Annotated in this window: 16 protein-coding genes; 9 read left to right on the top strand and 7 right to left on the bottom strand. The window is 67.9% G+C overall.

Going from position 1 to position 23,071, the window contains the following annotated elements; translation table 11 throughout:
• Positions 1–23 precede the first annotated feature (23 nt).
• The 7 genes from AC3QL3_RS12185 to AC3QL3_RS12155 all read right to left on the bottom strand — a co-directional run bounded on the left by AC3QL3_RS12185 (position 24) and on the right by AC3QL3_RS12155 (position 11,587).
• Positions 24–2,459 (bottom strand): right-handed parallel beta-helix repeat-containing protein, encoded by a 2,436-nt coding sequence (locus tag AC3QL3_RS12185; protein WP_492893923.1) that lies wholly within the window; start codon positions 2,457–2,459, stop codon positions 24–26.
• Positions 2,460–2,527: 68 nt separating this feature from the next.
• Positions 2,528–5,002 carry a NosD domain-containing protein gene (locus tag AC3QL3_RS12180; RefSeq protein ID WP_492893921.1) on the bottom strand — a complete coding sequence of 825 codons (2,475 nt, stop codon included), beginning with the start codon at positions 5,000–5,002 and terminating at the stop codon, positions 2,528–2,530.
• Positions 4,999–6,345: a choice-of-anchor Q domain-containing protein gene (locus AC3QL3_RS12175; RefSeq protein WP_492893919.1), complete on the bottom strand. Its 1,347-nt coding sequence runs from the start codon at positions 6,343–6,345 to the stop codon at positions 4,999–5,001. Before AC3QL3_RS12175 ends, AC3QL3_RS12180 begins: the two co-directional genes overlap by 4 nt.
• Positions 6,346–6,405: 60 nt before the next feature.
• Positions 6,406–7,995, bottom strand: coding sequence for a hypothetical protein (locus AC3QL3_RS12170; RefSeq protein ID WP_492893917.1), 1,590 nt, complete (start codon positions 7,993–7,995; stop codon positions 6,406–6,408).
• Between the two features lie 152 nt (positions 7,996–8,147).
• Positions 8,148–9,698 (bottom strand): pseudouridine synthase, encoded by a 1,551-nt coding sequence (locus AC3QL3_RS12165; protein WP_492893915.1) that lies wholly within the window; start codon positions 9,696–9,698, stop codon positions 8,148–8,150.
• Positions 9,695–10,579, bottom strand: a complete 885-nt coding sequence (gene scpB, locus AC3QL3_RS12160; protein ID WP_492893913.1) for an SMC-Scp complex subunit ScpB — start codon at positions 10,577–10,579, stop codon at positions 9,695–9,697. The genes AC3QL3_RS12165 and scpB overlap by 4 nt, the downstream gene beginning before the upstream one ends.
• A gap of 156 nt (positions 10,580–10,735) precedes the next feature.
• Complete coding sequence (locus tag AC3QL3_RS12155) at positions 10,736–11,587, bottom strand: segregation and condensation protein A (RefSeq protein WP_492893911.1); 852 nt, start codon at positions 11,585–11,587, stop codon at positions 10,736–10,738.
• 365 nt (positions 11,588–11,952) lie between these two features.
• Here AC3QL3_RS12155 and AC3QL3_RS12150 point away from each other — a divergent pair, with 365 nt between their 5' ends.
• The 9 genes from AC3QL3_RS12150 to AC3QL3_RS12110 all read left to right on the top strand — a co-directional run bounded on the left by AC3QL3_RS12150 (position 11,953) and on the right by AC3QL3_RS12110 (position 23,044).
• The gene (locus AC3QL3_RS12150) at positions 11,953–12,252 is read left to right on the top strand and encodes a YciI family protein (protein WP_492893909.1); all 300 of its coding nucleotides are present in this window, start codon (positions 11,953–11,955) and stop codon (positions 12,250–12,252) included.
• Between the two features lie 2 nt (positions 12,253–12,254).
• Positions 12,255–12,518: a BolA family protein gene (locus AC3QL3_RS12145; RefSeq protein ID WP_492898922.1), complete on the top strand. Its 264-nt coding sequence runs from the start codon at positions 12,255–12,257 to the stop codon at positions 12,516–12,518.
• Positions 12,518–13,498 carry a peptidyl-prolyl cis-trans isomerase gene (locus AC3QL3_RS12140; RefSeq protein WP_492893907.1) on the top strand — a complete coding sequence of 327 codons (981 nt, stop codon included), beginning with the start codon at positions 12,518–12,520 and terminating at the stop codon, positions 13,496–13,498. Before AC3QL3_RS12145 ends, AC3QL3_RS12140 begins: the two co-directional genes overlap by 1 nt.
• 196 nt (positions 13,499–13,694) lie before the next feature.
• Positions 13,695–17,198 (top strand): chromosome segregation protein SMC, encoded by a 3,504-nt coding sequence (smc, locus tag AC3QL3_RS12135; protein WP_492893905.1) that lies wholly within the window; start codon positions 13,695–13,697, stop codon positions 17,196–17,198.
• 119 nt (positions 17,199–17,317) lie between these two features.
• The gene (gene zipA, locus AC3QL3_RS12130; RefSeq protein WP_492893903.1) at positions 17,318–18,073 is read left to right on the top strand and encodes a cell division protein ZipA; all 756 of its coding nucleotides are present in this window, start codon (positions 17,318–17,320) and stop codon (positions 18,071–18,073) included.
• Positions 18,074–18,133: 60 nt separating this feature from the next.
• A complete protein-coding gene (locus AC3QL3_RS12125; protein ID WP_492893901.1) occupies positions 18,134–18,364 on the top strand; it encodes a hypothetical protein in 231 nt (76 codons plus the stop codon).
• Entirely contained in the window at positions 18,345–18,947 is a 603-nt protein-coding gene (locus tag AC3QL3_RS12120) for an ATPase (protein ID WP_492893899.1), read from the top strand. Before AC3QL3_RS12125 ends, AC3QL3_RS12120 begins: the two co-directional genes overlap by 20 nt.
• A gap of 184 nt (positions 18,948–19,131) precedes the next feature.
• On the top strand, positions 19,132–20,562 hold the full coding sequence (locus AC3QL3_RS12115) for an NHL repeat-containing protein (RefSeq protein WP_492893897.1): 1,431 nt from the start codon (positions 19,132–19,134) through the stop codon (positions 20,560–20,562).
• 52 nt (positions 20,563–20,614) lie between these two features.
• Complete coding sequence (locus AC3QL3_RS12110; protein WP_492893895.1) at positions 20,615–23,044, top strand: DUF7933 domain-containing protein; 2,430 nt, start codon at positions 20,615–20,617, stop codon at positions 23,042–23,044.
• Positions 23,045–23,071: the final 27 nt, after the last annotated feature.

The raw sequence follows: 23,071 nt of genomic DNA, 5'->3' as shown, positions 1-23,071 counted from the left end.
CGGCCATCGCGCGGAATCGGCGTTCAGTCGAAGCCGTCCTGGAAGATGATGTCGCTGTAGAGATAGGGGCGGCAGGCGGAAAACTCCGAACTGGCGCCGTTCGCGCTGCGTGCGATTGCGGTGATGGCTTTGTCGGCGAGGCCGGTGGAGCGGATCGATGCCTCGAAGGCGGCGCTGGTGTAGAGGCTGGGGAACTGCGGATTGGGTGGCGGCGTCGTCACGTTGACACGGCCGACGAAGCGTTGCCCTTCGCCGTAGCCGGAGCCGTCGCAGTCGTCCGATGCGTACAGCTCGACGATGTAGTCGTGGCCGCCGCTCGCGCTCAGCGTGCCGCGCGCGCTGCCGGCGTAGAAGCCGCCGCCGGCCGCGGCCAGCACGGGGAAGTTCGGCACGCCGTCCGGCGCGATGCCGCCGTTGTCGTTCGGCGTGACGCCGTCGCGGCCGATGTCGATACCGAGCCCGGTGTTGCGATAGATCAGGTTCTGCACCAACAGATTGCCGTTGGCGCCATGCTCTTCGGCGTAGCCGAAACCGTTGCCGGCGATGCGGTTGCCGTTGACGATGTTGGCGTCGGCGCCGCTCTGCAGAAGGATGCCGTGGCCGCCGTTGCCGCGCAGCGATTCACTGCCGATCGGCAGGTTGCACAAGAGGGACGGGCAGCGGCCGATCTGGTTGGCGACGAGGTAATTGCCATCGCTGCGCTCGCCCTTCAGCAGCAGGCCGTCGCCGCTGTTGCCGCCGATCCAGTTGTACAGCACGAAGTTGCCGGCGGAGTTGTTGATCGTGATGCCGCTGCCGTTCGCATCGACAGTGGTGCCGTCTCCGCGCAGGCCGACGAAGTTGTTGACCAGGCGGAACAACGCCGAGGGCGCCGTGGTGGTGCCGAGTTCGATCGCCGCGCCGCGCGCGCTGTTGAACACATTGCCCTGTTCCGGATCGAAGCCGCCGATCACGCTGTCCGATGCGTTGAAGCCGGCGACGATGCCGCTCTGCAAGACGTTCAGCGCGACTCGATTGCTGGCTGGGCCGATGAAGCCGCCGAACTGGTTGGCGCTGATCTGGTGACCGCTGCCCGCGAGCAGCCGCAGTGCCGCCGCGCCGGCGTCGAAGTTGGTGCCGCCAAAACCCATGCCGGAGATGTCGACGCTGGGGCTCGAGGCCAGATCGATGGTGAGCAGAGTCGGGACTTCCTGATTGCCCCAAAGACCCACGCAGATCGTGCGCGCGTCGGGCAAGCCGCGCACGCTGCCGGGCTGGCTGTAGCCTTCGATGCGCACGCTGTCGCTGATCGCCTGCAGCTGCTGGTTCTGGAACTGGAAGATCACCTGCGGGCAGGCACCGGGAATATTGAAGCGGATGACCTGAGTGCCGGCGAGCGCGTTCGATTGCGCGATCGCGGCGGCGAGCGAGCCTGTGCCGGACGGCGCCGTGGTGGTGACGAACAGGATCGAGGCGTTGTCGACATCGGTCTCCCACGGTCCGCGATCGATGCCGCTGCCGATCACGCGCGCGCCGCCGCTGATGTCGCTGCCGGGCGTACCGCCGGTCGGTGGATTGATGCCGGCGTCGACCGCAGGCGAGCTTGCGGCGAGTCGATAGTTGCGATTGGGCGAGTCCAAGAACTGCGGATCGAGCGAGTCGTTGCCGAGGTTGATCGACGGCAAGGCTTCGAAGCTGTTGCAGTCGATCGTGTTGCGGCGCAGATGCAGATCGGCCGCGGCGACGTCTTCGACGCGCAGTCCGCACGCGTTGCCCCAGAAAATGTTGTTGTCGATGTCGACCTTGCCGCCGTCGCCGAACACGCACAGACCGGTTCCGGCATTGTTCGCGAACGTGCTCTGCTGCACGATCAGATCGTCGTTGCCGGCATAGGCGGTGGCGGAACAGTCTTCGCCCGCCGCGTTGTCGGCGACGACGACTTGGCGCAGCAGCACATCCGCATTGCTCAGCGTATTGATCTCGAACGCCTCGCTGAGCGATCCGAGATCGCTGAGGCCGCCGGAGTTTTCCACGCGCACGCGATCGAATGTCCAGACCTTGTCCGGCGCGTAGATGTCGAAGTTGCTGACGATCTCGACGCCGTACCCATAACCGCGGAAAGTCACCGACTTGATCAGCAGATTGGCGCGCAACCAAGTCAGCTCGAACCGATAAGCGCCGCCGATCGTCAGCGGTCGGAATACGGTGAGCGCAGGATCGAGCGAGCGCCCGGCTTCCGAGCAGCTCGCGTTCGCGTAGCCGCCGAGGATGGTCAGATCGTGGTCGATGTCGAGCACGTCGATGTTCAGGGTCTGGTACTCGCCGCGCACCAGTTTGATGGTGGTGTCGTCCTCGCGCGCCGACTGCAGCGCCTGCTCGAAGCTCGCCGTGTTGTTGACGCACCAAAGGTTGTCCGCCTGCGCCAGCGGCGCCGCGAAGGCCGCGATCAGTGCTGCCGTTCGGAACAGGAGAGTGGACATGAGGATTCCCTACGGCTCGGTGGATGGACGGCAACAACGCAGCGGCGGCGCGCGAACGCACGCCGCGATCAGGGCAGGAGGAGGTCGAAGCCGTTGCGGAAGATCACGTCGCTGTAGACGTATTGGCGGCAAGGCGAGAATTCGGAGATGCCGCCGTTCGGAACCGCGATGGCGGTCGCGCTGATCGCCTTGCCGGCGAGGCCGCCGGAATGGATCGCCAGGTCGAAGCTCACCGTGCTGTAGAGGCCCGGCAGCGGGCTTGCCGGGGTGGTGACGAGTGTCCAGCCGACCGCGCGTTCACCCTCGCCGTAACCGCTGGCGTCGCAGGCTTGCGATGCGAACAGTTCGATCAGATAGGTCTGTTGCGGCGCGGCGGTCAAGCTGCCGCTGACCTGGCCGTCGTAGAAGCCGCCACCGGCACTGGCGAGCAGGGGATGGTTCGGCACGCCGTCCGGATTGATACCGCCGGCGTCGTTCGGGGTGACGCCGTCGGCGCCGATGTCGATGCCGAGGCCGCCGTTGCGATAGATGCGGTTGGACGAAAGCGCGTCGCCCGCGCTGTCCGTTTCCATATAGCCGTTCTGGCCGTTGCCGGCGATGGCGTTGCGGTAGATCTGGTTGGCGGCGGCGCCGAGTTGATTGCGCACGCCGTGGCCGCCGTTGCCGAGCAGGATCTCGCTGCCGGTCGGATTGAGGCAGAGCGGGCAGCGGCCGATCTGGTTGTTGCGCACGATGTTGCGTCGCGTGCCTTCGCGCAGCAGGGCCACGCCGTCCTGCGTGTTGCCGCTGATCCAGTTGCCGTCGACCAGATTGCCGGCGGAGTTGGCGATGTAGACGCCATAGACGTTGGCGTCGACGCCGATGCCGTTGGGTCTGAGGCCGATGTAGTTGTTGAGGACCTGCAGATTGGCTGGGTCGGTGGTGGTGTCGCGAATCTCGATCGCCGGCGCGCGTGCGCTGTTGAACACGTTGCTCGACTCCGGATCGAATCCGCCGAGATAGCTGTCGCGCACCGAGCCGGTCGCATAGATGCCGTTCTGCAGCACGTTCAGCGCGATCGTCTGGTTCGGCGGCCCGATCGCGCCGCCGAATTGATTGCCGACGATCCAGTGCGCGCCGCCGGCGTTGAGGCGGATCGCGGCGGCGGTCGGATTGAACGTGGTGCCGCCGAAGCCGAGGCCGGAAACGTCGAGGCTGGCGCTGTCGTTGCTGACGCGCAAGAGATGATCGCGCGCCTGATTGCCCCACAGTCCCACGCAGATCGTGCGCGTGGAAGTCGCACCGGCGACGCTGCCGGGCTGGCTGTAGCCTTCGATGCGCACGCTGTCGGTGATGTCGGGCAACAGGCTGCCGAGCGTGATGAGACGCGGGCAGGCGCCGGGAATGTCGAAGCGGATCACTTGGCGGCCCGGCGTCGCGTTGGCCAGCGTGAGCGCCGATCGCAGCGAGCCGTCGCCGACGTCGGCCGTCGTGGTCACCACCAGATCGGTCGCATTGGGCGAATTGCTTTCCCACGGACCGCGGTCGACTGCGGCGCCGAGTACGCGCGGCCCGCCGGTGATGTCGCTGCCGGCTTGACCGCCGGTCGGCGCATCGACGCCGGCATCGATCGCGGGCGAGCTGGCGAGCAGGCGGTAGTCGCGGCCGGCCGCGTCGCGGAACTGCGGATCGAGCGAGTCGTTGCCGAGGTTGACCGCCGGCAGCTCGTCGAAGGTGTTGCAGTCGATCGTGTTGCGACGCAGGCGCAGGTTCGCGCCGCTCACTGCGGCGACGTCGAGGCCGCAGCCGTTGCCGGAAAAGATATTGTTGTCGAGATCGACGCGCGTATCGCCGTCGCCATTGAAGGCGTCGATGCACAAGGCGTAGTCGGCGTTGTAGGCGAAAGTGCTCTGCTTGACCACGACGGCGTTGTCGTCGGGAGCGATCATCGCGGCGCAATCGATGCCGGCCCATTCGCCGGAGACGTTGTCGGCGATCACGACCTGCTGCAGGCTGAGATCTGCATCGCCGTGGGTGCTGACGTACAGCGCGTGATGGGGGCCGCCGATGTCTTCGACGAAGCCGCCCGAACCTTCGATGCGCACGCGGTCGAGTGTCCACTGGTCGTCGGCGCCGAACAGCGGGTCGGGCGAGATCAAATAGACGCCTTTGCCGTAGCCGCGCAAGGTCAGCGACTTCAACAGCAGACTGCCGTCGATCACCAGAAAGAGGCGGTCGGCGCCGCCGGGCGTCGCCGCTCGCAAGGTGGTCAACGCCGGATCGAGCGAGCGGCCGGCTTCGCTGCAGTTCGCATCGGCATAGCCGCCGAGTAGGCTCAGATCGTTCACGATCGGATGATCGCTGTCGTTGCCGAGCCAGCCCGCCGTCGTATAGGTGCCTTGGCGCAGACGGATCACGCTGTCGTCGGTGAAGGCGAGCGTGGCGCGATCGAGCGCTGCTTGCAGGCCGGCCGAATCGTGCACGCAATACTCGTCGGCGCGCGCGAACGCGACGGCGAAGAGGCTGCACAAGCCCAGCAGGAATCGAGCGGGGAACGGATTCATGGCGATCTCGCGGCGTTCGGGATTGCCTTGTCAACGCGACCGGGCGCGGTAATCGCACTCGGCGTCGCCTCGAAGCCGTCGTCGAACAGGTGATCGCGATCGAGTTCGACCGCACCGATGTCGGCTGCTGCGCCGGACACGCGTGCGTTCGGCGCGCCGCGCTGGTCGTGGGCGAGATCGAGCGGATTGCTGCCTGCGTCGATGGCCGCGCTGTCTGCGCGCGGCGCGCGCACGTAGGCGGTCGGGCGTCCGTGCAGGAACACGGCGATCTCGCGCAGGCGCGGATCGACGTCGAGCGTGTCGGCGGGAACGGCGAGCAGCGAAGCGCGGATCAAATTGTGGCTGCCGCTCACGCTGGCGCTAGGACCGCCGGCGAGATCGGCGGCTTGTGCGCCGCCGTCGGCGGCGTTGTTGGCGACGATCGAACTTTCGATGATCGCCGTCGTGCGCACGTACACGCCGACACCCGCGCCGGGTGCCGTCTGCAGGTTGTGCGCGACGGTGCTGTTGTAGAGCGTCAGCGCGCCTTGCGCGTTGAGCCCGGTGCCGCCGGTGGAAGGGGAAGCGCCGCGCGAAAGATTGTCGGCGATGGTGCTATTGCTGACGCGCATCGGCATCGCGGCGTTGGCGTCTTCGGCGCACAGGCCACCGAAGTAGTCGGCGCTGTTGGCGACGATGCTGGAACCGACGATCGTCGCGTTGGCGGCCGCTGCGGCGCCGCAGCTGGAGAATCCGGCGGCCACGGTCGCGCCGGCGCTGTTCTCCACCAAGGCGCTGTACTTGGCCGTGAGGTGTCCGCGCACGCGCGCGCCGCCGCCGCTGGCAGCTTGCGGGCTGCGCGCGATGCAGTCGGTCAAGGTGACGTCGTTCAGCAGCACGTTGCCGTGCGAATAGAGGCAGCCGCCGCGCGCCGGATCGTCGTCGAGATAGTTGCGGCCGCCGCGGATGCCGAGGTCGTGAAAGCCGATCGTGCCGTCGCCCAGATGCACGAACACGGACGACTGCCGGTCGGCGTCGATTTCGATGCGCTGCGGCGGGCCGACGAGAGACAAGTCGTCCAGCGTGGTCGCGATCGCGCCGGTGCTCAGCGTGATGCGGCTGCAGGAAAGCTGGCCGAGGTCGATGATGTCGCCGCTGGCGGCGAGATCGCGCACGGCCGCGCGCAGGCTGCCGGGGCCGTCGTCGTCGCAGTTCTGCACCAGGATGCGGGCGCCGCTGAGTTGCATCGGCGCGGCCGCGAGCGGCGCCGCTGCGACGCTGAGGCCGCAGGCGAGTGCGATCGCCTGCGCCAGGCGCTGCGGCGTGCGGAAAGCGAGGACTGAGCTGGTTGCGTAGTCGGACACGTGGCGCCTCGCGTTAGCGGAACTTCTCGCTACAACGCGGCAGCGGGCACCGATCGCACGTCAGTCGAAATCGTCTTCGAAGATCACGTCGAAGGCCGGCGAGAATTCGCTCGAGTAACCGTCCGCGTCGGTCGCCGTCGCGACCAGCGGGATCGCCTTCGCGTCGGCCGGCAGGGTCAACACGATGCTGCGCGGCTGCTGCGCCGAGGCGGCCGGATAGCTGTCCTGGCCGAGCAGGGTGCCGCTGCCGCCTTGCACGTTCTCGTAGAAATCGATGCGCAAGGGATAAGCCGCCGCGCTCGCGCTCGAATCGACGCGATAGCTCACGCTGAGCTGGTCGCCGCTGCGCTGGACACTGAGGATCTCGGGCCAGTTCTGGCCGCGATTGGCGCCTTCGTCGACGTCGCCCGGGTCGTTCGCGCTCGGGCCGTTCGAGGCGATGTCGACGTTGGCGCGACCGACGCCGCGGTTGTGGTGAATCAGGTTGCCGCGGTTGTCGAAACTCTCGCCGACTCTCGCGTCGCGACTGAAGATACCGGCACCGTAGTTGTACGCGATCAGATTCGCTTCACCCGCGCCGAAGCCGCCGAGAATCGCCGTAGCGGCGTCCTGCGTGCTGCGCCAGAACACGATGCCGCCGGAGAATTGCGGCGCGGCCGGATTACCGTTCGGAATCGCGCGCGTGCCGCTCCAGTCGGTACCGATGAAGTTGCCCTGGATCAGCAAGCTGGCGAAGGTGTCGAAGCCGGCCGATCCATACAGGCCGATGCCGCCGCCGCGATGACCGGAGATCAGGTTGCGCGCGGCCGCGCTCGCGCCGCCGATGCGCACGTTCGGCTGTGCTGTCGGACTGGTGGAGACGACGATGCCGGCGTTCTGATTCGCGCTGCCCGGCAACTCGCGTTCGCCGGCGGCATCGGTGCCGATCAGGTTGCCTTCGATCGTAGTGCGGTCGTTGCCGACGGCGATGGCACCGTTGCCGCAGTTGGCGATCAGGTTGCGTTCGAGCGGCAACAGGCCGCCGATCTGTGTGGTGCCGACCGTGCCGAGGCAGGCGGCCGACGAACCGGGCTCGGCTGCGTCGCCGGCGACAGTGGTGCCGAGGTAGCAGCCGTGCAGGGTCAGGCGCGAGTTGGCGCTGCCGCCGCCGATCTGCCATTGAAACCCGTTCAGCACGATTCCGCGCAGGGTGATGTCGACGACGGTGCTGCCGCCTTCGAGCACCAGGCCGTAGCCGCTGCCCGAACCGTGAATCTCGATTTGCAGGCGGCCGTCGAGGCCGCCTTGTTCCGGCGTCAGCGCATTCGGCCGGCTGCCGGGCTGGGTGTAGCCGTCGATGGTCAAACTGCCGCGCAGATTCGGCAGGCGCGTGATCGGGGCGATGCGGAAAGGTCCTTCGCCGGGAAGCGCGAACGCGATGGTGTCGGCTGTGGCGGTCGCATTCGCGTCGTTGATCGCCTGGCGCAACGAGCCGGCGCCGCTGTCTTGCGTGTTGACGACGGTGAAGGTCGCCGCATCGGCGCGCTCGCCGAATGAGGCGGCGAGCACGGCGGCGATAACGAGAACGAAGCGAGCGCACGCGGGAGGAATGCACGCCTCGCGCACGCGGCGAAACGCGACGCCAATGACGGTGTCGGAAGATCGAGACATGGCGGCGCTCCGGTGCGAAAGTGGCCGTGATCTCGGCAACAACGCAGCGCAACGGAGGATGCGCACAGGATGGCCGCGGAGGTGTCGCCGTCGCGGCTCATGCGAAGCAGCAGGCGCCGTGCACGAAGCACGACGCGCGGAGTGTTACGACCTCAACGCGGCGGACGCGGTCCGCGTCGGCGATTGCCGTTGCCGCCGGGGGGACGACGATCGCCGGAGGAGTTGCCGTCGTAGATCGAGTTGCCGGGCGAGCCGCCTTGCGGACGGCGCGGTCCTTGCGGCGGGCGCGGGCCGCGCGGCGGGGCCGGGCGCGTGTTGCCGTCGTGCACCGAATTGCCGGGTGTGCCGCCGCCGCGGAATTTGCGTTGTCCCTGCGGCGCGTTGGGACGCGGCTGGAACTGGCCGGCTTGGAACGAAACTTCGGCACCGGGCTTGGCGCCGCGGCGCTTGCGGCCGGGCTGGCCGGCGCTGTCGGGGAACCAGCTGCGCAATACGGCGGGACTCAGGCCCGGTTCGCTGTAGGCGTTGTTCTGGCGCTGCCCCTGACCTTGATGCCCTTGCCCCTGATGTCCTTGCCCCTGTTGCCTCTGGCCCGGCTGTCCTTGACCCGGGCGGCGGCCCTTCTGGCCGCCGGGTGCGCCGCCGCGTCCGGGCGGACGCGCCTGGCCGCCCTTGCGCGGAGCGCCGCGCTGTTGCGGAGCGCCGCGTTGCTTGCGTCCGGGTTTGCCGGCGCCGGGGCGCCAGCCGTCGTCGCGCACGCGATCGAACGCGGCGAACTCGCGCGCTTCTTCGTTGCGCGCACCGGTCCAGGCTTGCTGCGTCTTCGGGCTCGGTCGGTATTCGGTCGGCGCGGCGCGGCGCTGGCCGATCACCGGCGCCAGCGTCAGGCGCGGCTCCGGATTGGGCGTGCCGTTGCGCCGGCGCAGCTCGGCGACCTGGGTCGGATCGAGTTCTTCATAGCGGCCGCGCAACAGGCCGCGCGGCAGTTCGATGTGGCCGTAGCGGATGCGCTTGAGGCGGCTGACCATCAGACCCTGCGATTCCCACATGCGGCGCACTTCGCGATTGCGTCCTTCGCGCAAGGTGACGCGGAACCAGGAATGGCTGTTGCCACGGCTGACCACGGCGATCTCGTCGAAACGCGCCGGGCCGTCTTCGAGTTCGATGCCGGTGTGCAGGCGCTCGATCGTCTCGTCGGGCACTTCGCCGTGCACGCGGCAGATGTATTCGCGCTCGATTTCCGAACGCGGGTGCATCAGGGTGTTGGCGAGATCGCCGTCGGTGGTCAGCAGCAGCAAGCCGGTGGTGTTGATGTCGAGGCGGCCGACCGCGATCCAGCGCGCGCCTTTCAGCGCCGGCAGCTGTTCGAACACGGTCTGACGGCCTTCGGGATCGTCGCGCGTGGCGACCACGCCGTCGGGCTTGTTGTAGAGCAGTACTTGCGCGTGCTCGGCGTTGTCGGCGACGACGACGAAGCGCTTGTTGTCCATCTCGACGCGATCGCCGCTGCGCACGCTCTGGCCGAGCGTGGCGACGCTGCCGTTGAGGCTGACCTCGCCCGCTTCGATGCGCTGCTCGAGCAGGCGGCGCGAGCCGAGGCCGGCGTTGGCGAGCACTTTGTGCAGGCGTTCCTCGACGGCGACGGCGCCTTCGGCGGCGGTCGAGCGCTTGAGTTTCAGGATGGAGCGGTTGGGCGTGGTCATGCGGCGGGTTCCGTGGTCTTGCCGGAGGTGGCGCCGGCGGGAAGCTCGGCGCGCGCGGTGGCGGTTTCGGCGTCGTCTTCGACGGCGGGGGTTTGAAGGTCGACGTCGGTGGCGTCGGCGGTGGCGGCGTCTGCGGACGCGGCGGGTTCGGAGTGGAGCGAAGGGGCGGCTTCTTCATCCGCCGCGGGAGCTTCTTCTTCGGTCGGCGCTTCGGCGCTCTCGCTTGCTGCTGGTGCTGCGTCGGCGCTTTCTTGGTCGCCGGCTGCGTCTTCCGCGTCCTCGCTATCGTCGAGCGCGATTTGCGCCGGGATTGCGCGCTCGCCGTCCAAGGCCAGTTGCGGATCGACGTCTTCGAAGTCGCGGATCTCGCTCAAGGCCGGCAGCTGATCGAGCGATTTCAAATTGAAGTAGTCGAGAAATTGCTTGGTGGTGCCGAACAGCGCCGGCTTGCCGGGCAGGTCGCGGTAGCCGACCACACGCGCCCAGTCGCGTTCTTCCAAGGTGCGGATGATGTTGGTGGAAACGGCGACGCCGCGGATCTGTTCGATCTCGGCGCGCGTGATCGGCTGTCGATAGGCGATCAGTGCGAGCGTCTCGAGCAGGGCGCGCGAATAGCGCGTCTGCCGCTCGGTCCAAAGCTTCGCCACGAATGGCTGCACGTCCTGGCGGATCTGGTAGCGGAAGCCGGAGGCGACTTCGACCAGTTCGACGCCGCGCTCGGCCGCATCGGCCTGCAGTTCGGCGATCGCCTGAGCGAAATCCTCCGCCGACGGCATCGCGAATTCGTCGAACAGGCCGGAGATCTGCGGCAGCGTCAACGGCTGCGCGGAAGCGAGCAGGGCCGCTTCGATGATGCGTTTGAGTTGGGTGATTTCGAGCATTCGGATAGGAGAGAGTGGAATCGTCGGCGGTATCGGCCGGCTGCTGTCGTTTCTGCTGCGGACGGAATCCTTCGGGCCCCCTGCAGCACGATTGAGATGGATGCTGGTTCGCGTCGCGGCGGCGGAATGGAGTGGTCGGTGGTCCTGGTAGGTGGATCAGCCCGCGGTGGCGAGCGATTTCAGGTAGATCGGCGCCAGCGCTTCTTCCTGTACGATCTCGATCAGCTGTTCTTTGGCCAGCTCGAGCAGGGCCAGGAAGGTGACGACCACCCCGTGGCGGCCTTCGCTGACGTCGAACAGGTTTTCGAAGCGGTGGAACTCGCCGTCGCCGAGCGTGCGCAGCACATCGCTCATGCGGCTGCGCACGTTCAGCGCGTCGCGCTGGATCGCGTGATGGCCGTACAGCTCGGCACGGTGCATCACGTCTTTCAGCGCCAGCAGCAATTCGCGCAACTCGACCGGCGGCGGCAGCCGGATCACGTTGCGATCGTCCACCTGCACGTGCGCGATGGCGAAGTCGCGCTCCTGCCGCGGCAGCGTATCGATGTCCTCGGCCGCCTTGCGGAAGCGTTCGTACTCCTGCAGGCGGCGCACCAGCTCGGCGCGCGGATCCTCTTCGACGCCGTCCTCGCTCGGCGGCCGCGGCAGCAACAGACGCGACTTGATCTCGGCCAGGATCGCGGCCATGACCAGGTATTCCGCCGCCAGCTCGAGCTTCAGCTCGTGCATCATCTCGATGTAGTCGACGTATTGCCGCGTGATCTCGGCGATCGGAATGTCGAGGATGTCGAGATTCTGCCGGCGGATCAGGTAGAGCAGGAGGTCGAGCGGTCCTTCGAACGCGTCGAGGATGACCTCGAGCGCATCGGGCGGAATGTACAGATCCTGCGGAATCTCGAGCAGCGGCTGGCCGTGCACGAGCGCGAGCGGGATCTCCTGCTGCTGCGGCACCTGCGCAAAAGCGTTGCTCGGCGGATCTGGCGTTGGCTGCTCTAGCGTTTGGTTCATGCTCGATCCCATGAGCACCGGCCTGAGGTATGCCTCAAGCTCCCCTCGGCGCGGGTCATGCGAAGATCTTGGTCAGTCGCGACACGCCGGGGCGCGCCGGGCACAACCCGGGCGGAACGCGGCGTCTGCAACGAAGAATGCCCGGATCCTGCAATCCGGAGCGTCACACATCGTTCCAAAGGTTCGGGAGACCGCGACAGGGCGGGCACGTCGCCGCGGCGTCTCGCGCGGGAACTGCGGTCTCTCGATTCGAGCCTAGCGTACGGGCAAATGCGCCGGCGTGCAACGGCGCCCGCTGTGGCGGCGGACTCTCAGCACTCGGCGCATCGGCTACCATTGGCGTTTGGTCGAGGGAAGGTTTCCGCATGTGGTACGCGATCAGCGGCACCGACAACGCCGACTCGCTGGCGCGTCGCGCGTCCGCACGCCCGGCGCATCTGGAGCGGTTGCAGGCGCTCAAGCAGGAAGGGCGTCTGCTGTTGGCCGGGCCGTTTCCGGCGATCGATGCCGAAGACCCGGGTCCGGCCGGCTTCAGCGGCAGCCTGATCGTGGCCGAGTTCGACGACCTCGCGGCGGCGCAAGCCTGGGCCGACGCCGATCCCTATGTCGCCGCCGGGGTCTACCGTGAGGTGCTGGTGCGACCGTTCCGCAAGGTGCTGCCGTGAGTCTGCGCGTCGAGCAGATCCGCACGCGCATCGAAGCGGCACTGGCGCCGAGCGAGCTTGAGATCGAGGACGAAAGCCATCGCCACGCTAAGCATCCCGGTGCACGCGACGGCCGCGGCCATTTCCGCGTCCGCGTGGTCAGCGTGGCGTTCCGCGGCCTGGCGCCGCTGGCGCGCCATCGCGCGGTCTACGCCGCGCTCGGCGAATTGATGCAAACCGACATTCACGCGCTGGCGATCGACGCCCGCGCCCCAGAGGAGGAATGATGAAACCCGCACTACTCACCACCTCGATGCGTCTGTCGCTGGCGACCGTCGCGCTGGCCGTACTCGGCGCCTGCTCCGGCGGCCAAGGCGGCGGAACGGCCGCTGCTCCGCCCGCCGCCGCCGGCGGACCGGTTGTCGTCACGGTCAATGGCGAGGCGGTGCCGCAGCGGCTGCTGGATGCCTTCGCGATCGCGCGCGGGATGGATCTGTCCAACCCGCAGCAGCGCGAGCGGGCGCTCAAGCAGCTGACCGATTTCGTGCTGCTCGAGCAGATGGCGAAGAAGGATGGCTACGCCAACGATCCCGAATACGCCGCGATGATCGAGTTGGGACGTCTGCAGGCGGCTTCGTCCGCGGCGATGCGCCAGCTGCAGAAGACGGTCGCGGTCGAAGAGGCGGCGGTGCGCGCCGAATACGACCAGCAGACCTCCAAGGGCGCCGGCACGGCCTACGATTTCAGCCAGATGGTCTACGCCGACGAAGCGACGGCGAAGAAGGCGGCGACCGCGATCAATGCCAAGCCGTTCGACCAGACCCTCGACAGCTACCGCAAAGACGCACGTTCCGCGCGCAACTACAACAAGACGCGCTCGACCCAGCTGCCGCCGCCGATGGCCACTGCGCTGGCGACGCTGAAGGCGGGCGAGACGACGAAGGTGCCGGTGCAGCTGCCGCAGGGCTGGGCGATCCTGCATTTGACCGCGATCAGCGAGATTCCGCAGCCGCCGTTCGAGCAGGTCAAGGAAGGCATCAAGCGCACGCTGGCCAAGCGTGTCAGCGACGAGCGCATCGCGAAGCTGCGCGAAGGCGCGACCATCGTCGCGGCGGAGCCGCCGCCGGCACCGTCGCCGGCCGCGACCCGTCCGGCCGGCGCGATGCCCAAGCCGATGTTGCCGGGGCAGGCGGCGGTGACGCCGGCCGCTGCGACCGACGCGCCTGCCCCGCCGCCGGCCGCCGCGCCGACGCCGGCGAAGGATTGACGATCCTGCCGTTGCACTTGTTTGGTCCACCGGCGTTGCGCCGCGGGCGCTCGCTTGCGGACAATGCGCGCAAGGATCTCGCGATCCTTGCGCAGCCCCTACGCTCGCTCCGCTTTCGTCCGTGCGCCCGCCGCTGGCGCGCGCGGTCCATGCTTCGCGCCGCCGCTGCCGGCCGCGCCTTCGATACCCTTCCCGCATGCGTCTGACTACGATCAAACTGTCCGGCTTCAAGTCCTTCGTCGATCCGACGACCTTGCACCTGCCGACCAATATGACCGGCGTGGTCGGTCCGAACGGCTGCGGCAAGTCGAACATCATCGACGCGATCCGCTGGGTCATGGGAGAGAGCGCGGCCAGCCGCCTGCGCGGCGGTGCGTTGACCGACGTGATCTTCTCCGGCTCCTCCGGCCGCAAGCCGGTCGGTAGCGCGCAGGTGGAATTGCTGTTCGACAACTCGGACGGCCTGGTCGGCGGCGAATACGCCGGCTACAACGAGATCTCGGTCAAGCGCCTGGTCAGCCGCGACGGCCAGTCGCAGTACTTCTTGAACGGCGTGCGCTGCCGCCGCCGCGACATCACCGATCTTTTCCTCGGCACCGGCTTGGGTCCGCGCAGCTACTCGATCATCGAGCAGGGCATGATCAGCGAGATCGTCGAGGCCGATCCGGAGCAGTTGCGCAGCCACCTCGAAGAGGCCGCCGGCATCTCCAAGTACAAGGAGCGGCGCAAGGAAACCGAAAGCCGCATCAAGACCACGCGCGAGAACCTCGACCGCGTGCGCGACGTGCGCGACGAGGTCGACAAGCAACTGGAACACTTGAAGCGTCAGGCGCGCACCGCCGAGCGCTGGCAGGCGCTGAAAGAAGAACAGAAGAAGAAGGAAGCCGAGGTCAAGGCGCTGAACCTGCGCGCCGCGCAAGCCGAACTCGACGGTCATTCCGGCAGCCTGCGCAAGGCGGAGCTGGCGATCGAGCAGCAACTGGCCGAGCAGCGCCACACCGAGGCGGGGTTGGAGACCGGGCGCGAGAAGCATCAGGTCGCGGTCGAGCACATGAACGCGGTGCAAGCCGAGGTCTATCGCGTCGGCGCCGAGATCGCGCGCGTGGAACAGCAGATCCAGCACAGCCGCGAACTGGCCGAGCAGCTCGAACGCGCGCGCCAGGAAACCGACCGCGCGCACGGCGAGCTGGCCGAGCACATCGACGGCGACCGCCGCCGTTTCGAGGAGCTCGGCGCGCTCCTGGCCGAATCCGAACCGCAGCTGGAAACGCTGCGCGAGGCCGACGAGAGCGCGACCGAAGCGCTGCGCAGCGCCGAGACCAAGCTCGCTCAATGGCAGGAGCAATGGGACGGCCATACGCGCGAGACTTCGCAGGCGGGGCAGGCGGCCGAGGTCGAGCGCACGCGTCTGGATTATCTGGACAAGCAGGCGCTGCAGTCCGACCAGCGCCGCAGCGCGCTCGAAGGCGAACGCGCCGCCGCCAACATCGACGAGCTGGCGCGCGCGCTGGAAACGCTCGATCAAGAACACGGCTTGTTGCGCGAACAGGTCGAGACGCATACCGAGGCGCTCGACGAGCGCCGCCACGCGGCTGAAGCCGCGCTCGAACTTGAACGCGCGACGCAAGCTGCGCTCAGCCGCAGCCGCGGCGATCTGGAAAGTCTGCGCGGCCGTCTCGGTTCGCTCGAAGCCTTGCAGCACGCCGCACTCGGCGACGCCGGCGGGGCGATCCAGGAATGGCTCGACCGCCTCGGTTTCGGCGGCGCGCGGCGCTTGGGCGAAGCTTTGCAGGTCGAAGCCGGCTGGGAACGCGCGGTGGAAACCGTGCTCGACGGCTGGCTCGAAGCGGTGCTGATCGACGATCCGCTCGCCGCAGCCGGCGATCTCGGTGCGCTCGGTGAGAACGATCTGACTTTGATGGCGTCGAGCGCTGGCGGCGTCGAAATCGGCACGAACTCCTTGGCGGCGCGCGTGGCAGGCCCCGCCGCCGCGCGTGCGCTGCTCGCACGCGTGCACGCGGCCGATTCGCTCGCCGCGGCGCGCGAGCGCCTGGCCGTGCTGGCGCCGGGCGAATCGGTGGTCACGCCGCAGGGCGAGTGGCTCGGCGCCGGCTTCCTGCGCGTGCAGCGCGGCACCGGCGCGCAGGTCGGCGTGCTCGCGCGCGAGCGCGAGATCCGCGAACTCGGCACGCGCATCGCCCAGCTCGAAGAAGAAATCGCCCAGCACGCCGATTCGCTCGACCGCGGCAAGCAGGATCGGCTGGAAGCCGAACGTGTGCGTGACGACGCGCAGCGCGAGCTGTACACCGCGCATCGCCGCCTGGCCGAAGTCGGCGGGCAGCTGCAAAGCCAGCGCGGCCGCATCGACAGCGCACAGGAGCGCCTCGGCCGCGTCGCACGCGAGCTGGAGGAAGTGATCGGCAAACTCGACGCCGACCGTGAGCTCGCGCACGCGGCGCGCGGCCGGCTCGAAGTCGCGGTGGCCGAGATGGGCGATCTGGAACAGCGCCGCCAACAGCTCGACGGCGAGCGCCGCCAGCTGCTCGAAGCGCGCGAAGAAGCGCGCATGAATTCGCGCGAAGCGCGCGAGACGGCGCATCAGCTCGCGTTGTCGATCGAGTCGCGCCGCGCCGCGGTGGTCGCGCTGGAGCAGTCGCTGCAACGCATGCACGTGCAGCTCGCGCAATTCGATACGCGACGCAGCGAAATCGCCGCGCAGCTGGCGGTCGGCAGCGATCCGCTGGCCGGGCTCGAGAGCGAGCGGCAGACCTATCTGAGCCAGCGCCTGCTGGTCGACAAGCAGATGGTCGAAGCGCGTCAGGCGCAGCAGGAACAGGACGCCGAATTGCGCCGGCTGGAGCAGGAACGCCATCGTTTCGAGCAGAGCCTGAACGAGCAGCGCGAACAGGTCGCCGAGCTGCGCCTGCGCGAACAGGAACACCGGCTGCGCGCGCAGTCGCTGACCGCGGCGATCGCCGAGGCCGGTTTCGAGCTGCAGGCCTTGCTCGACGCCTTGCCGGCCGAGGCCGAGGCGACGCAGTGGCAGGCCGATCTGGGCGAGCTGGAACAGAAGATTCGGCGCCTCGAACCGGTCAACCTCGCGGCGATCCAGGAGTACGAGGAACAGTCGCAGCGCAAGACCTACCTCGACGCGCAGCTGACCGACCTCGGCACCGCGCTGGAAACGCTGGAAGGCGCGATCCGCAAGATCGACAAGGAAACGCGCGCACGCTTCAAGGAAACCTTCGATCGCGTCAACACCGGCTTCCAGGAACTCTTCCCGCGCCTGTTCGGCGGCGGCCACGCACATCTGGAACTGACCGGCGAAGACTTGCTGTCGACTGGCGTGTCGATCCTGGCGCGTCCGCCGGGCAAGCGCGTCAGTTCGATCTCGCTGCTGTCGGGTGGCGAGAAGGCGATGACCGCGGTGGCGATGGTGTTTTCGATCTTCCGTCTCAACCCAGCCCCCTTCTGTCTGCTCGACGAGGTCGACGCGCCGCTCGACGAGGCCAATGTCGGCCGCTTCTCGGCGATGGTGTCGGAGATGAGCGAGCAGGTGCAGTTCATCTTCGTCACCCACAACAAGGCGACGATGGAAGCCGCACGACAGCTGTGCGGCGTTACCATGCGCGAGCCGGGCGTATCGCGGCTGGTTCAGGTCGATCTGGCCGAAGCGGCCAAGCTCGCCGGCGCCGCCTAACGGCGCGCCGCGAACGCGCGCGCAGGCGCCGCGTTTGTCGCATCGGGCCGATGCGTGCATGATGCGGCGGCACGTTCGGATGGCTGGAACGTCGGTCGAATCGGAGCGAGGCAAGCAAGATGGATTGGAACCCCGCAGTCGGCATCCCGCTCGTCGTTCTCGGTGCGATTGCACTGCTGTTGATCTACCTGTTCGGGCGGCCGAAACGGCCCGAGCAAGGTGAGCGCCGCGCGGCCAAAGCGGCCGCTGCCGGCGGCGAGCGGATCGAGCCGGTGTTCGGCGACCCGGACGCGCAAGGCGAACCCTCACAAGGCGAACTCGACGTCTCCCTGCAAGCCGAACTCGAGCGCCTCGGTTCGAACGCGGGCGAGGAGGGCGCCGCACGTGCGCCGGCGCGATCCAGCGTGGGCGCGCGGCCGGTCGAACGCCAGATCGAACGCATCGTCACCCTGTACGTCGCCGCGCGCGCGGGCGAGACCTTGGCCGGCGCCGACGTGGTGGTCGCGGCGGAGAAAGCCGGCCTGCAGTTCGGCGACATGGGCATCTTTCATCGCCTCGTGCTCGGCCGCAACGCCGAAGGTCCGGTGTTCAGCATGGCGAACATGGTCAAGCCGGGCAGCTTCGACATGACCCAGCTCGACGCGGTGCGCACGCCCGGCGTGACGCTGTTCATGACCTTGCCCGGTCCGCTGCCGGCCTTGGACGCGTGGGAGATGCTGCTGCCCGCCGCGCAGCGGCTGGCCGAATTGCTCGACGCGCAAGTGCTCGACGAAGGCCGCAACGCGCTCGGCCGCCAGCGCATCGCGCATCTGCGCGACGAACTGCGCGCCTGGGACCGGCAGCAGGAACGCAATCAGATCCGCCCGGGACGCTGAGCTGGAAATCCGCGCTGCCACCTCCAATACGATAGAGTGCGCGGCAGGAGACCCAACGCCATGAAGATCGTCGTCAAATCGCTCGCCCACCGCGCCGCCAAGAGCGCCATGGTCAAGATCAAGCGTGTGCGCGACGCCGAAGGCAAGCTGGTGACGGTGCGTGCGGTCGATTCGGGCAGCCCGCAGTTCGGCAGCGCCTTGCGCAGCGTGTTCGCCACCAATGTGAGCAAGGCGCGCAAGGACAACCGAGCCGTGACCGGCGTCCGCGATCGTGCTCCCGCCAAGCGCTGATCCGCCCTTACTGCTGATCATCGCGGGACCCAACGGCTCGGGCAAAAGCAGCGTCTACACCGGCGTCAGCATCGAACACATCGGCCGTTCGGTCTGGATCATCAATCCGGATCTGCTGGCGGCGCGCATCCGCGATGTCGAAGCCGAGGAGCTGCCCGCCGCGAACCTCGCCGCCGTACGCCGCATCGAGACCTGGCTCGAATCCTCGGTCGAGGCGCATCAATCGGTCGGTGTCGAGACGGTGCTGTCGACACCGAAGTACCGGCGCCTGGTCGAGCTGGCCAAGCGCCGCTCCTTCGAAGTCAGCCTGATCTACGTCGTGCTCGATTCGCCCGAGCGCAACGTCGAGCGCGTGCGGCTGCGCGTCGCCAAGGGCGGTCACGCCGTGCCGGAAGACAAGATCGTCGACCGCTACCGGCGTTCGCTCGAACAACTGCCCTGGTTCCTCGAGGCGGCCGATCGCGCCTGGATCTACGACAACTCCGGCGCGGAACCCAAGCTCGTCGCCGAAAAGATCGACGGCGTGGTCAGCCTCGACGAAGCCGCGTTGCAGCCGATCCGCAACGCGCTCGGCATGGAGTGAAACGGCTGCGCATCGCCGGCGGACATCGGTGATCCGGTGTGACAAAAGCTTCCGATTCATTGCGAACGACGTTTTGATCCCGCCTTGACGAGACCCAGACGCGGCCCTAACGAAACCGGAGTGCGCCGCTGCCGCACGCGCCGCAATCTCGATCACCACTGCAACGGGGTCGACAGGGGTTCTTATGCAATGGGGTTCTAAGTTCGGGCCGGGAATCGCGCTGTGCGCGGCCTTAGTCAGCATGCCGGCCGCGGCGGTCGACGGCGCGGTGGATTCGAGTTTCGGTGACGCCGGTATCGCCTACGTGGCGCCCGATCAGATCGAAGCGATCTCGTTCAAGCCGAGCGCCGCGATCGCGCTGCCGGACGGCAAGCTCCTGTTCGCCGGCTCCCGCTACAAGCAAAGCGACAATCCGTTCGAACCGGAAATCCGCGCGATGTTCGCGCGGCTCAACGCCGACGGCAGCGCGGACGCGAGCTTCGGCAACATCGAGATTCCCGGCGTACTCGTACTGCCTAGTCTGGTCTCCGGCCAGCGCATGCAGGAGATCCATGCGATCCAACGCCTCGCCGACGGTTCGGTGGTGATCGCCGGCGATGCCTACGGCGCCTTCACCCCACGCGGCTTCGTCGCCAAGATCGACGCCGCCGGCGAACTCGATCCGAACTTCGGCGACAGCGGCGTCGCCGCGATGCCCGATCGCTTGCGCCTGTCCGCACTCGGTGTCGACAGCCAGGGGCGCCTGCTCGCCTGCGGCGATGCGGTGGAAGGCACGCTGACCGTCAGCGTCGTCGTGCGCCTGCTGCCGAACGGCGACTTCGATTCGAGCTTCGGCGAAGCCGGCATCACGCACATTCCGTGGTCGGGCGGCGAGAACTTGTGGGGCGAACTCGACGCTTTGGCGGTGACCGCCGGCGACGGCGTGGTCGTCGGCGGCAACTACGAAATTCCCGGCAAGTGGGGACACTACGGCCACGACTACGCGATCGCGCGGCTGGACAAGGTCGGCCGTCTCGATCCTGCGTTCGCCGGCGTCGGTTGGCGCGTGTTCCACGATCCGACCGATGCCTCGACCTCCAACGCCGTGCAGCAGCTGGCGCTGTTGCCGGACCGCCGCGTCGTGTTCGCCGGCTATCACATCTCGGGTGAGAACCAGAGCAGCCTCGTGCTCGGTGCGCTGCTGCCCGATGGCAGCACCGACGCCAGCTTCGGCGACCTCGCCACACCCGGCTACTTCAAACCGCAGCCCGCGCCGGATGCGCAGACGATGAACCCGACCGCTCTGGTGGTGCAGCCGGACGGCAAGCTGATCGTCGGCGCGACGTACTACGTCGAGGGCGATCACAAGCAGCTCTTCTATGCGCTGCGCGCCACCGATAGCGGCCGGCTCGATGCCGGCTTCGCCGACCACGGCGTGATCCTGGCCGACGTCGCACCGGGCGGCGTGAACAGCGAACTCAGCGCGATCGCCCTGCAGACCGATGGCCGCATCGTGCTCGCCGGTCGCAGTCTGCGCACTGCGGACTGGAGCATCGGCGACCTCGCCGCGATGCGCCTGCTCAACACGCTCGAACCGACCGATCGCGTTTTTGCGGACGGCTTCGACGCCGACTGATTCCGCCCGCGCCGCGCGCAGCGCGCGGCGCCCATTTCCCGGAGCGATTTCGATGAGTCCGTTTGCAACGGCGCTGGCTGCGCTCGGTTTGCTTTTCGGCGCGGCGAATGCTGTCGCCCTTCCTTTCGGCGGTGACGCGTGCGACAGCGCGACGCCCGGCATCGTCGTCCGCGACGACGGCAGTGTAGAAACCGGCTACTCCCTGACGGTCTGGGTGGCGCACCGCTGGGAGTTCGCCGAGAAATTCACACCGGCAAGTTACCCGGCCACGTTCTCGAGCGCGTGCTTCGATTTCTTCCAGGAAAGCGGCGTGCCCGCGCTCGACTTCGAGATCGTGGTGTGGGACGACGACGGCGTCGACGGTACACCGGGTACCGAACTGGGCCGTCTCGCCGCGACTGCGCAGCCGATCGGCCCGCAGTCGGGCGCGACACCGAGTTTTTTTCGTTTCGATCTGACGCCGATGGCGTTGAACATCGACAGCGGCAGCGTCTACGTCGGCGCGCGGCTGCCGTCGACGCCGGCCGCTGGCGGTTGGGTCAACATCGCCGCCGACACCGATGGTGCCGCCGATTCGAGCGGCTACGACCGGCACGACGGCAATGGCTGGCATCTGCTCGCCGGTGAATTTCCTGGCTACAAGACCCTTTTCATCCGTGCCGTCGGCGGCGCGCTCGGTCCGGTCGCGCCGGCGCTGGCGCTGCGTTTCGAACCCGACTTGATCCAGCCCGGGGCAACGAGCCGCTTGCACGTTCAACTGCGCAACATCAGCCAGCCGACCGCCGCGGTACTCAGCGCGGACTTGATCGACGCGTTGCCGGCCGGCGTCGTCGTGGCTGCCGCGCCGAACGCGACGACGAGTTGCAGCGGCACCCTGTCGGCCGAAGCCGGCGCTGCCAGCATCCGGCTTGCGGCCGGCGCGCAGATTCCTGCCGCCGCCACCTGCGAAATCGTGCTCGACGTGACGTCGTCCGCGCGCGGACGCCATCTCAACTCGATTGCCTCCGGTGCGCTGGCGACCGACCACGGCAACAACCTCAATCCGGCCGAGGCGACCTTGCAGGTCGGCTATCTCTTCCCGCAGCCGTACTGCGACATTCCCTTCCTGTGGGCAGTGGAGCCGATCACGCGCCTCGCGTTCGCCGGTATCGACCACACCAGCGACGCCGCGATCGACGGCTCGCCGCCGCTGGAAGACTTCACCGCCTTCGTCGGCGAGGTGATGCCGGGCGGCACCTTTCCGATGCGCGTGGAAGGCAGCACCGGCGCCACCAACGGCCATGTCGTCTCGGCCTACATCGATTGGAACCAGGACGGCGATTTCTTCGACGCGGGCGAAGCGTACGCGGTCGGCTCGCTGGTCGACGAGAACGCGACCGGACGGCCGGCAACGGCGGACATCGCGATACCGGCGGATGCGCTGCCCGGCACGACGCGGCTGCGTATCGTGCGCGACCAGGAGAATTTCCCGGCGGTGGATGCCTGCTACAGCGACAACTTCGGCCAGGCAGAGGACTACACGTTGACGGTCACGCGCAACACCGCGCCGACCGTAGCGAAGCAGTTCGTGCCGTCGGTGGTACCGGCTGGGGTGCCGAGTCGGCTGACTCTCACGCTGACCAATCCGCAGAAGACTGCCGCCGCGCTGACTGCTACGTTCACCGATGCGTTCCCCGCCGGCGTGGTGGTCGCGGACGCGCCGAACGCGAGCACGAATTGTGCGGACGGCACGCTGACCGCGGCCGCCGGTAGTGGCGCGATCTCCCTCGCTGCAGGGGCGAAGATTCCGGGCAATGGCTCGTGTGCGATCGAGGTCGACGTGCAGTCGGCGATCGAAGGCCGCTACACCAACGAACTCGCGATCGGTGCGTTGAAGACCGATCACGGCGACAGTCCGTTCCGCGCCAGCGCGGAACTGAAGATCGGCTACACCTTCCCCGAGCCGTATTGCCGTATCGACTTCCCGGGTGGGATCGGCCCGATCAGCCGCGTCGCGTTCGGCGACGTCGACCAGTCTTCAAGTGCGGAGGTCGATGGTTCACCGCCGCTCGAGGATTTCACCGCGGTGCGCACGCGCGTGGCGCCCGGCGGTTCGCTCACGATGACGGTCGAAGGCAATACCGGCGGCGATTTCGACGCCGTCGTCGTCGCTTACATCGACTGGAACGGCAATCAATCCTTCGCCGATGCCGGCGAAGCCTACGAGATCGGCACCTTGCTCAATTCCGACGGGAGCGACGGCCGGCAGGTACGTGCGCAGATCGCGGTGCCAGCCGCCGCAGCGCTCGGCACGACGCGTCTGCGCGTGACCAAGAACTTCGGTTCGGCCGCCGCGCCGTGCGGCAGCTTCGGCTTCGGCCAGGCCGAAGACTACAGCCTGCTCGTGGCGGAGCCGGTGCTCGACGGCATCTTCTGCGACGGCTTCGACGGTGCTGCGAGCGGTGTCTGCGGCGGCGCGCACCTTGCGCCGCAGCGAAAGTAAGGCGCACTGCCGGCCCGCCGGCAACAC

The organism is Dokdonella sp. GW821-FHT11D02 (assembly GCF_058808595.1).
This window is presented reverse-complemented; position numbering and strand designations above follow the sequence as displayed.

What these genes read in the sequence shown, in the direction of transcription:
- AC3QL3_RS12185 (WP_492893923.1), bottom strand. Translation starts at nt 2,459, where the DNA reads ATGTCCACTCTCCTGTTCCGAACGGCAGCACTGATCGCGGCCTTCGCG.
- AC3QL3_RS12180 (WP_492893921.1), bottom strand. Translation starts at nt 5,002, where the DNA reads ATGAATCCGTTCCCCGCTCGATTCCTGCTGGGCTTGTGCAGCCTCTTC.
- AC3QL3_RS12170 (WP_492893917.1), bottom strand. Translation starts at nt 7,995, where the DNA reads ATGTCTCGATCTTCCGACACCGTCATTGGCGTCGCGTTTCGCCGCGTG.
- AC3QL3_RS12165 (WP_492893915.1), bottom strand. Translation starts at nt 9,698, where the DNA reads ATGACCACGCCCAACCGCTCCATCCTGAAACTCAAGCGCTCGACCGCC.
- scpB (WP_492893913.1), bottom strand. Translation starts at nt 10,579, where the DNA reads ATGCTCGAAATCACCCAACTCAAACGCATCATCGAAGCGGCCCTGCTC.
- AC3QL3_RS12155 (WP_492893911.1), bottom strand. Translation starts at nt 11,587, where the DNA reads ATGAACCAAACGCTAGAGCAGCCAACGCCAGATCCGCCGAGCAACGCT.
- AC3QL3_RS12150 (WP_492893909.1), top strand. Translation starts at nt 11,953, where the DNA reads ATGTGGTACGCGATCAGCGGCACCGACAACGCCGACTCGCTGGCGCGT.
- AC3QL3_RS12140 (WP_492893907.1), top strand. Translation starts at nt 12,518, where the DNA reads ATGAAACCCGCACTACTCACCACCTCGATGCGTCTGTCGCTGGCGACC.
- smc (WP_492893905.1), top strand. Translation starts at nt 13,695, where the DNA reads ATGCGTCTGACTACGATCAAACTGTCCGGCTTCAAGTCCTTCGTCGAT.
- zipA (WP_492893903.1), top strand. Translation starts at nt 17,318, where the DNA reads ATGGATTGGAACCCCGCAGTCGGCATCCCGCTCGTCGTTCTCGGTGCG.
- AC3QL3_RS12125 (WP_492893901.1), top strand. Translation starts at nt 18,134, where the DNA reads ATGAAGATCGTCGTCAAATCGCTCGCCCACCGCGCCGCCAAGAGCGCC.
- AC3QL3_RS12115 (WP_492893897.1), top strand. Translation starts at nt 19,132, where the DNA reads ATGCAATGGGGTTCTAAGTTCGGGCCGGGAATCGCGCTGTGCGCGGCC.
- AC3QL3_RS12110 (WP_492893895.1), top strand. Translation starts at nt 20,615, where the DNA reads ATGAGTCCGTTTGCAACGGCGCTGGCTGCGCTCGGTTTGCTTTTCGGC.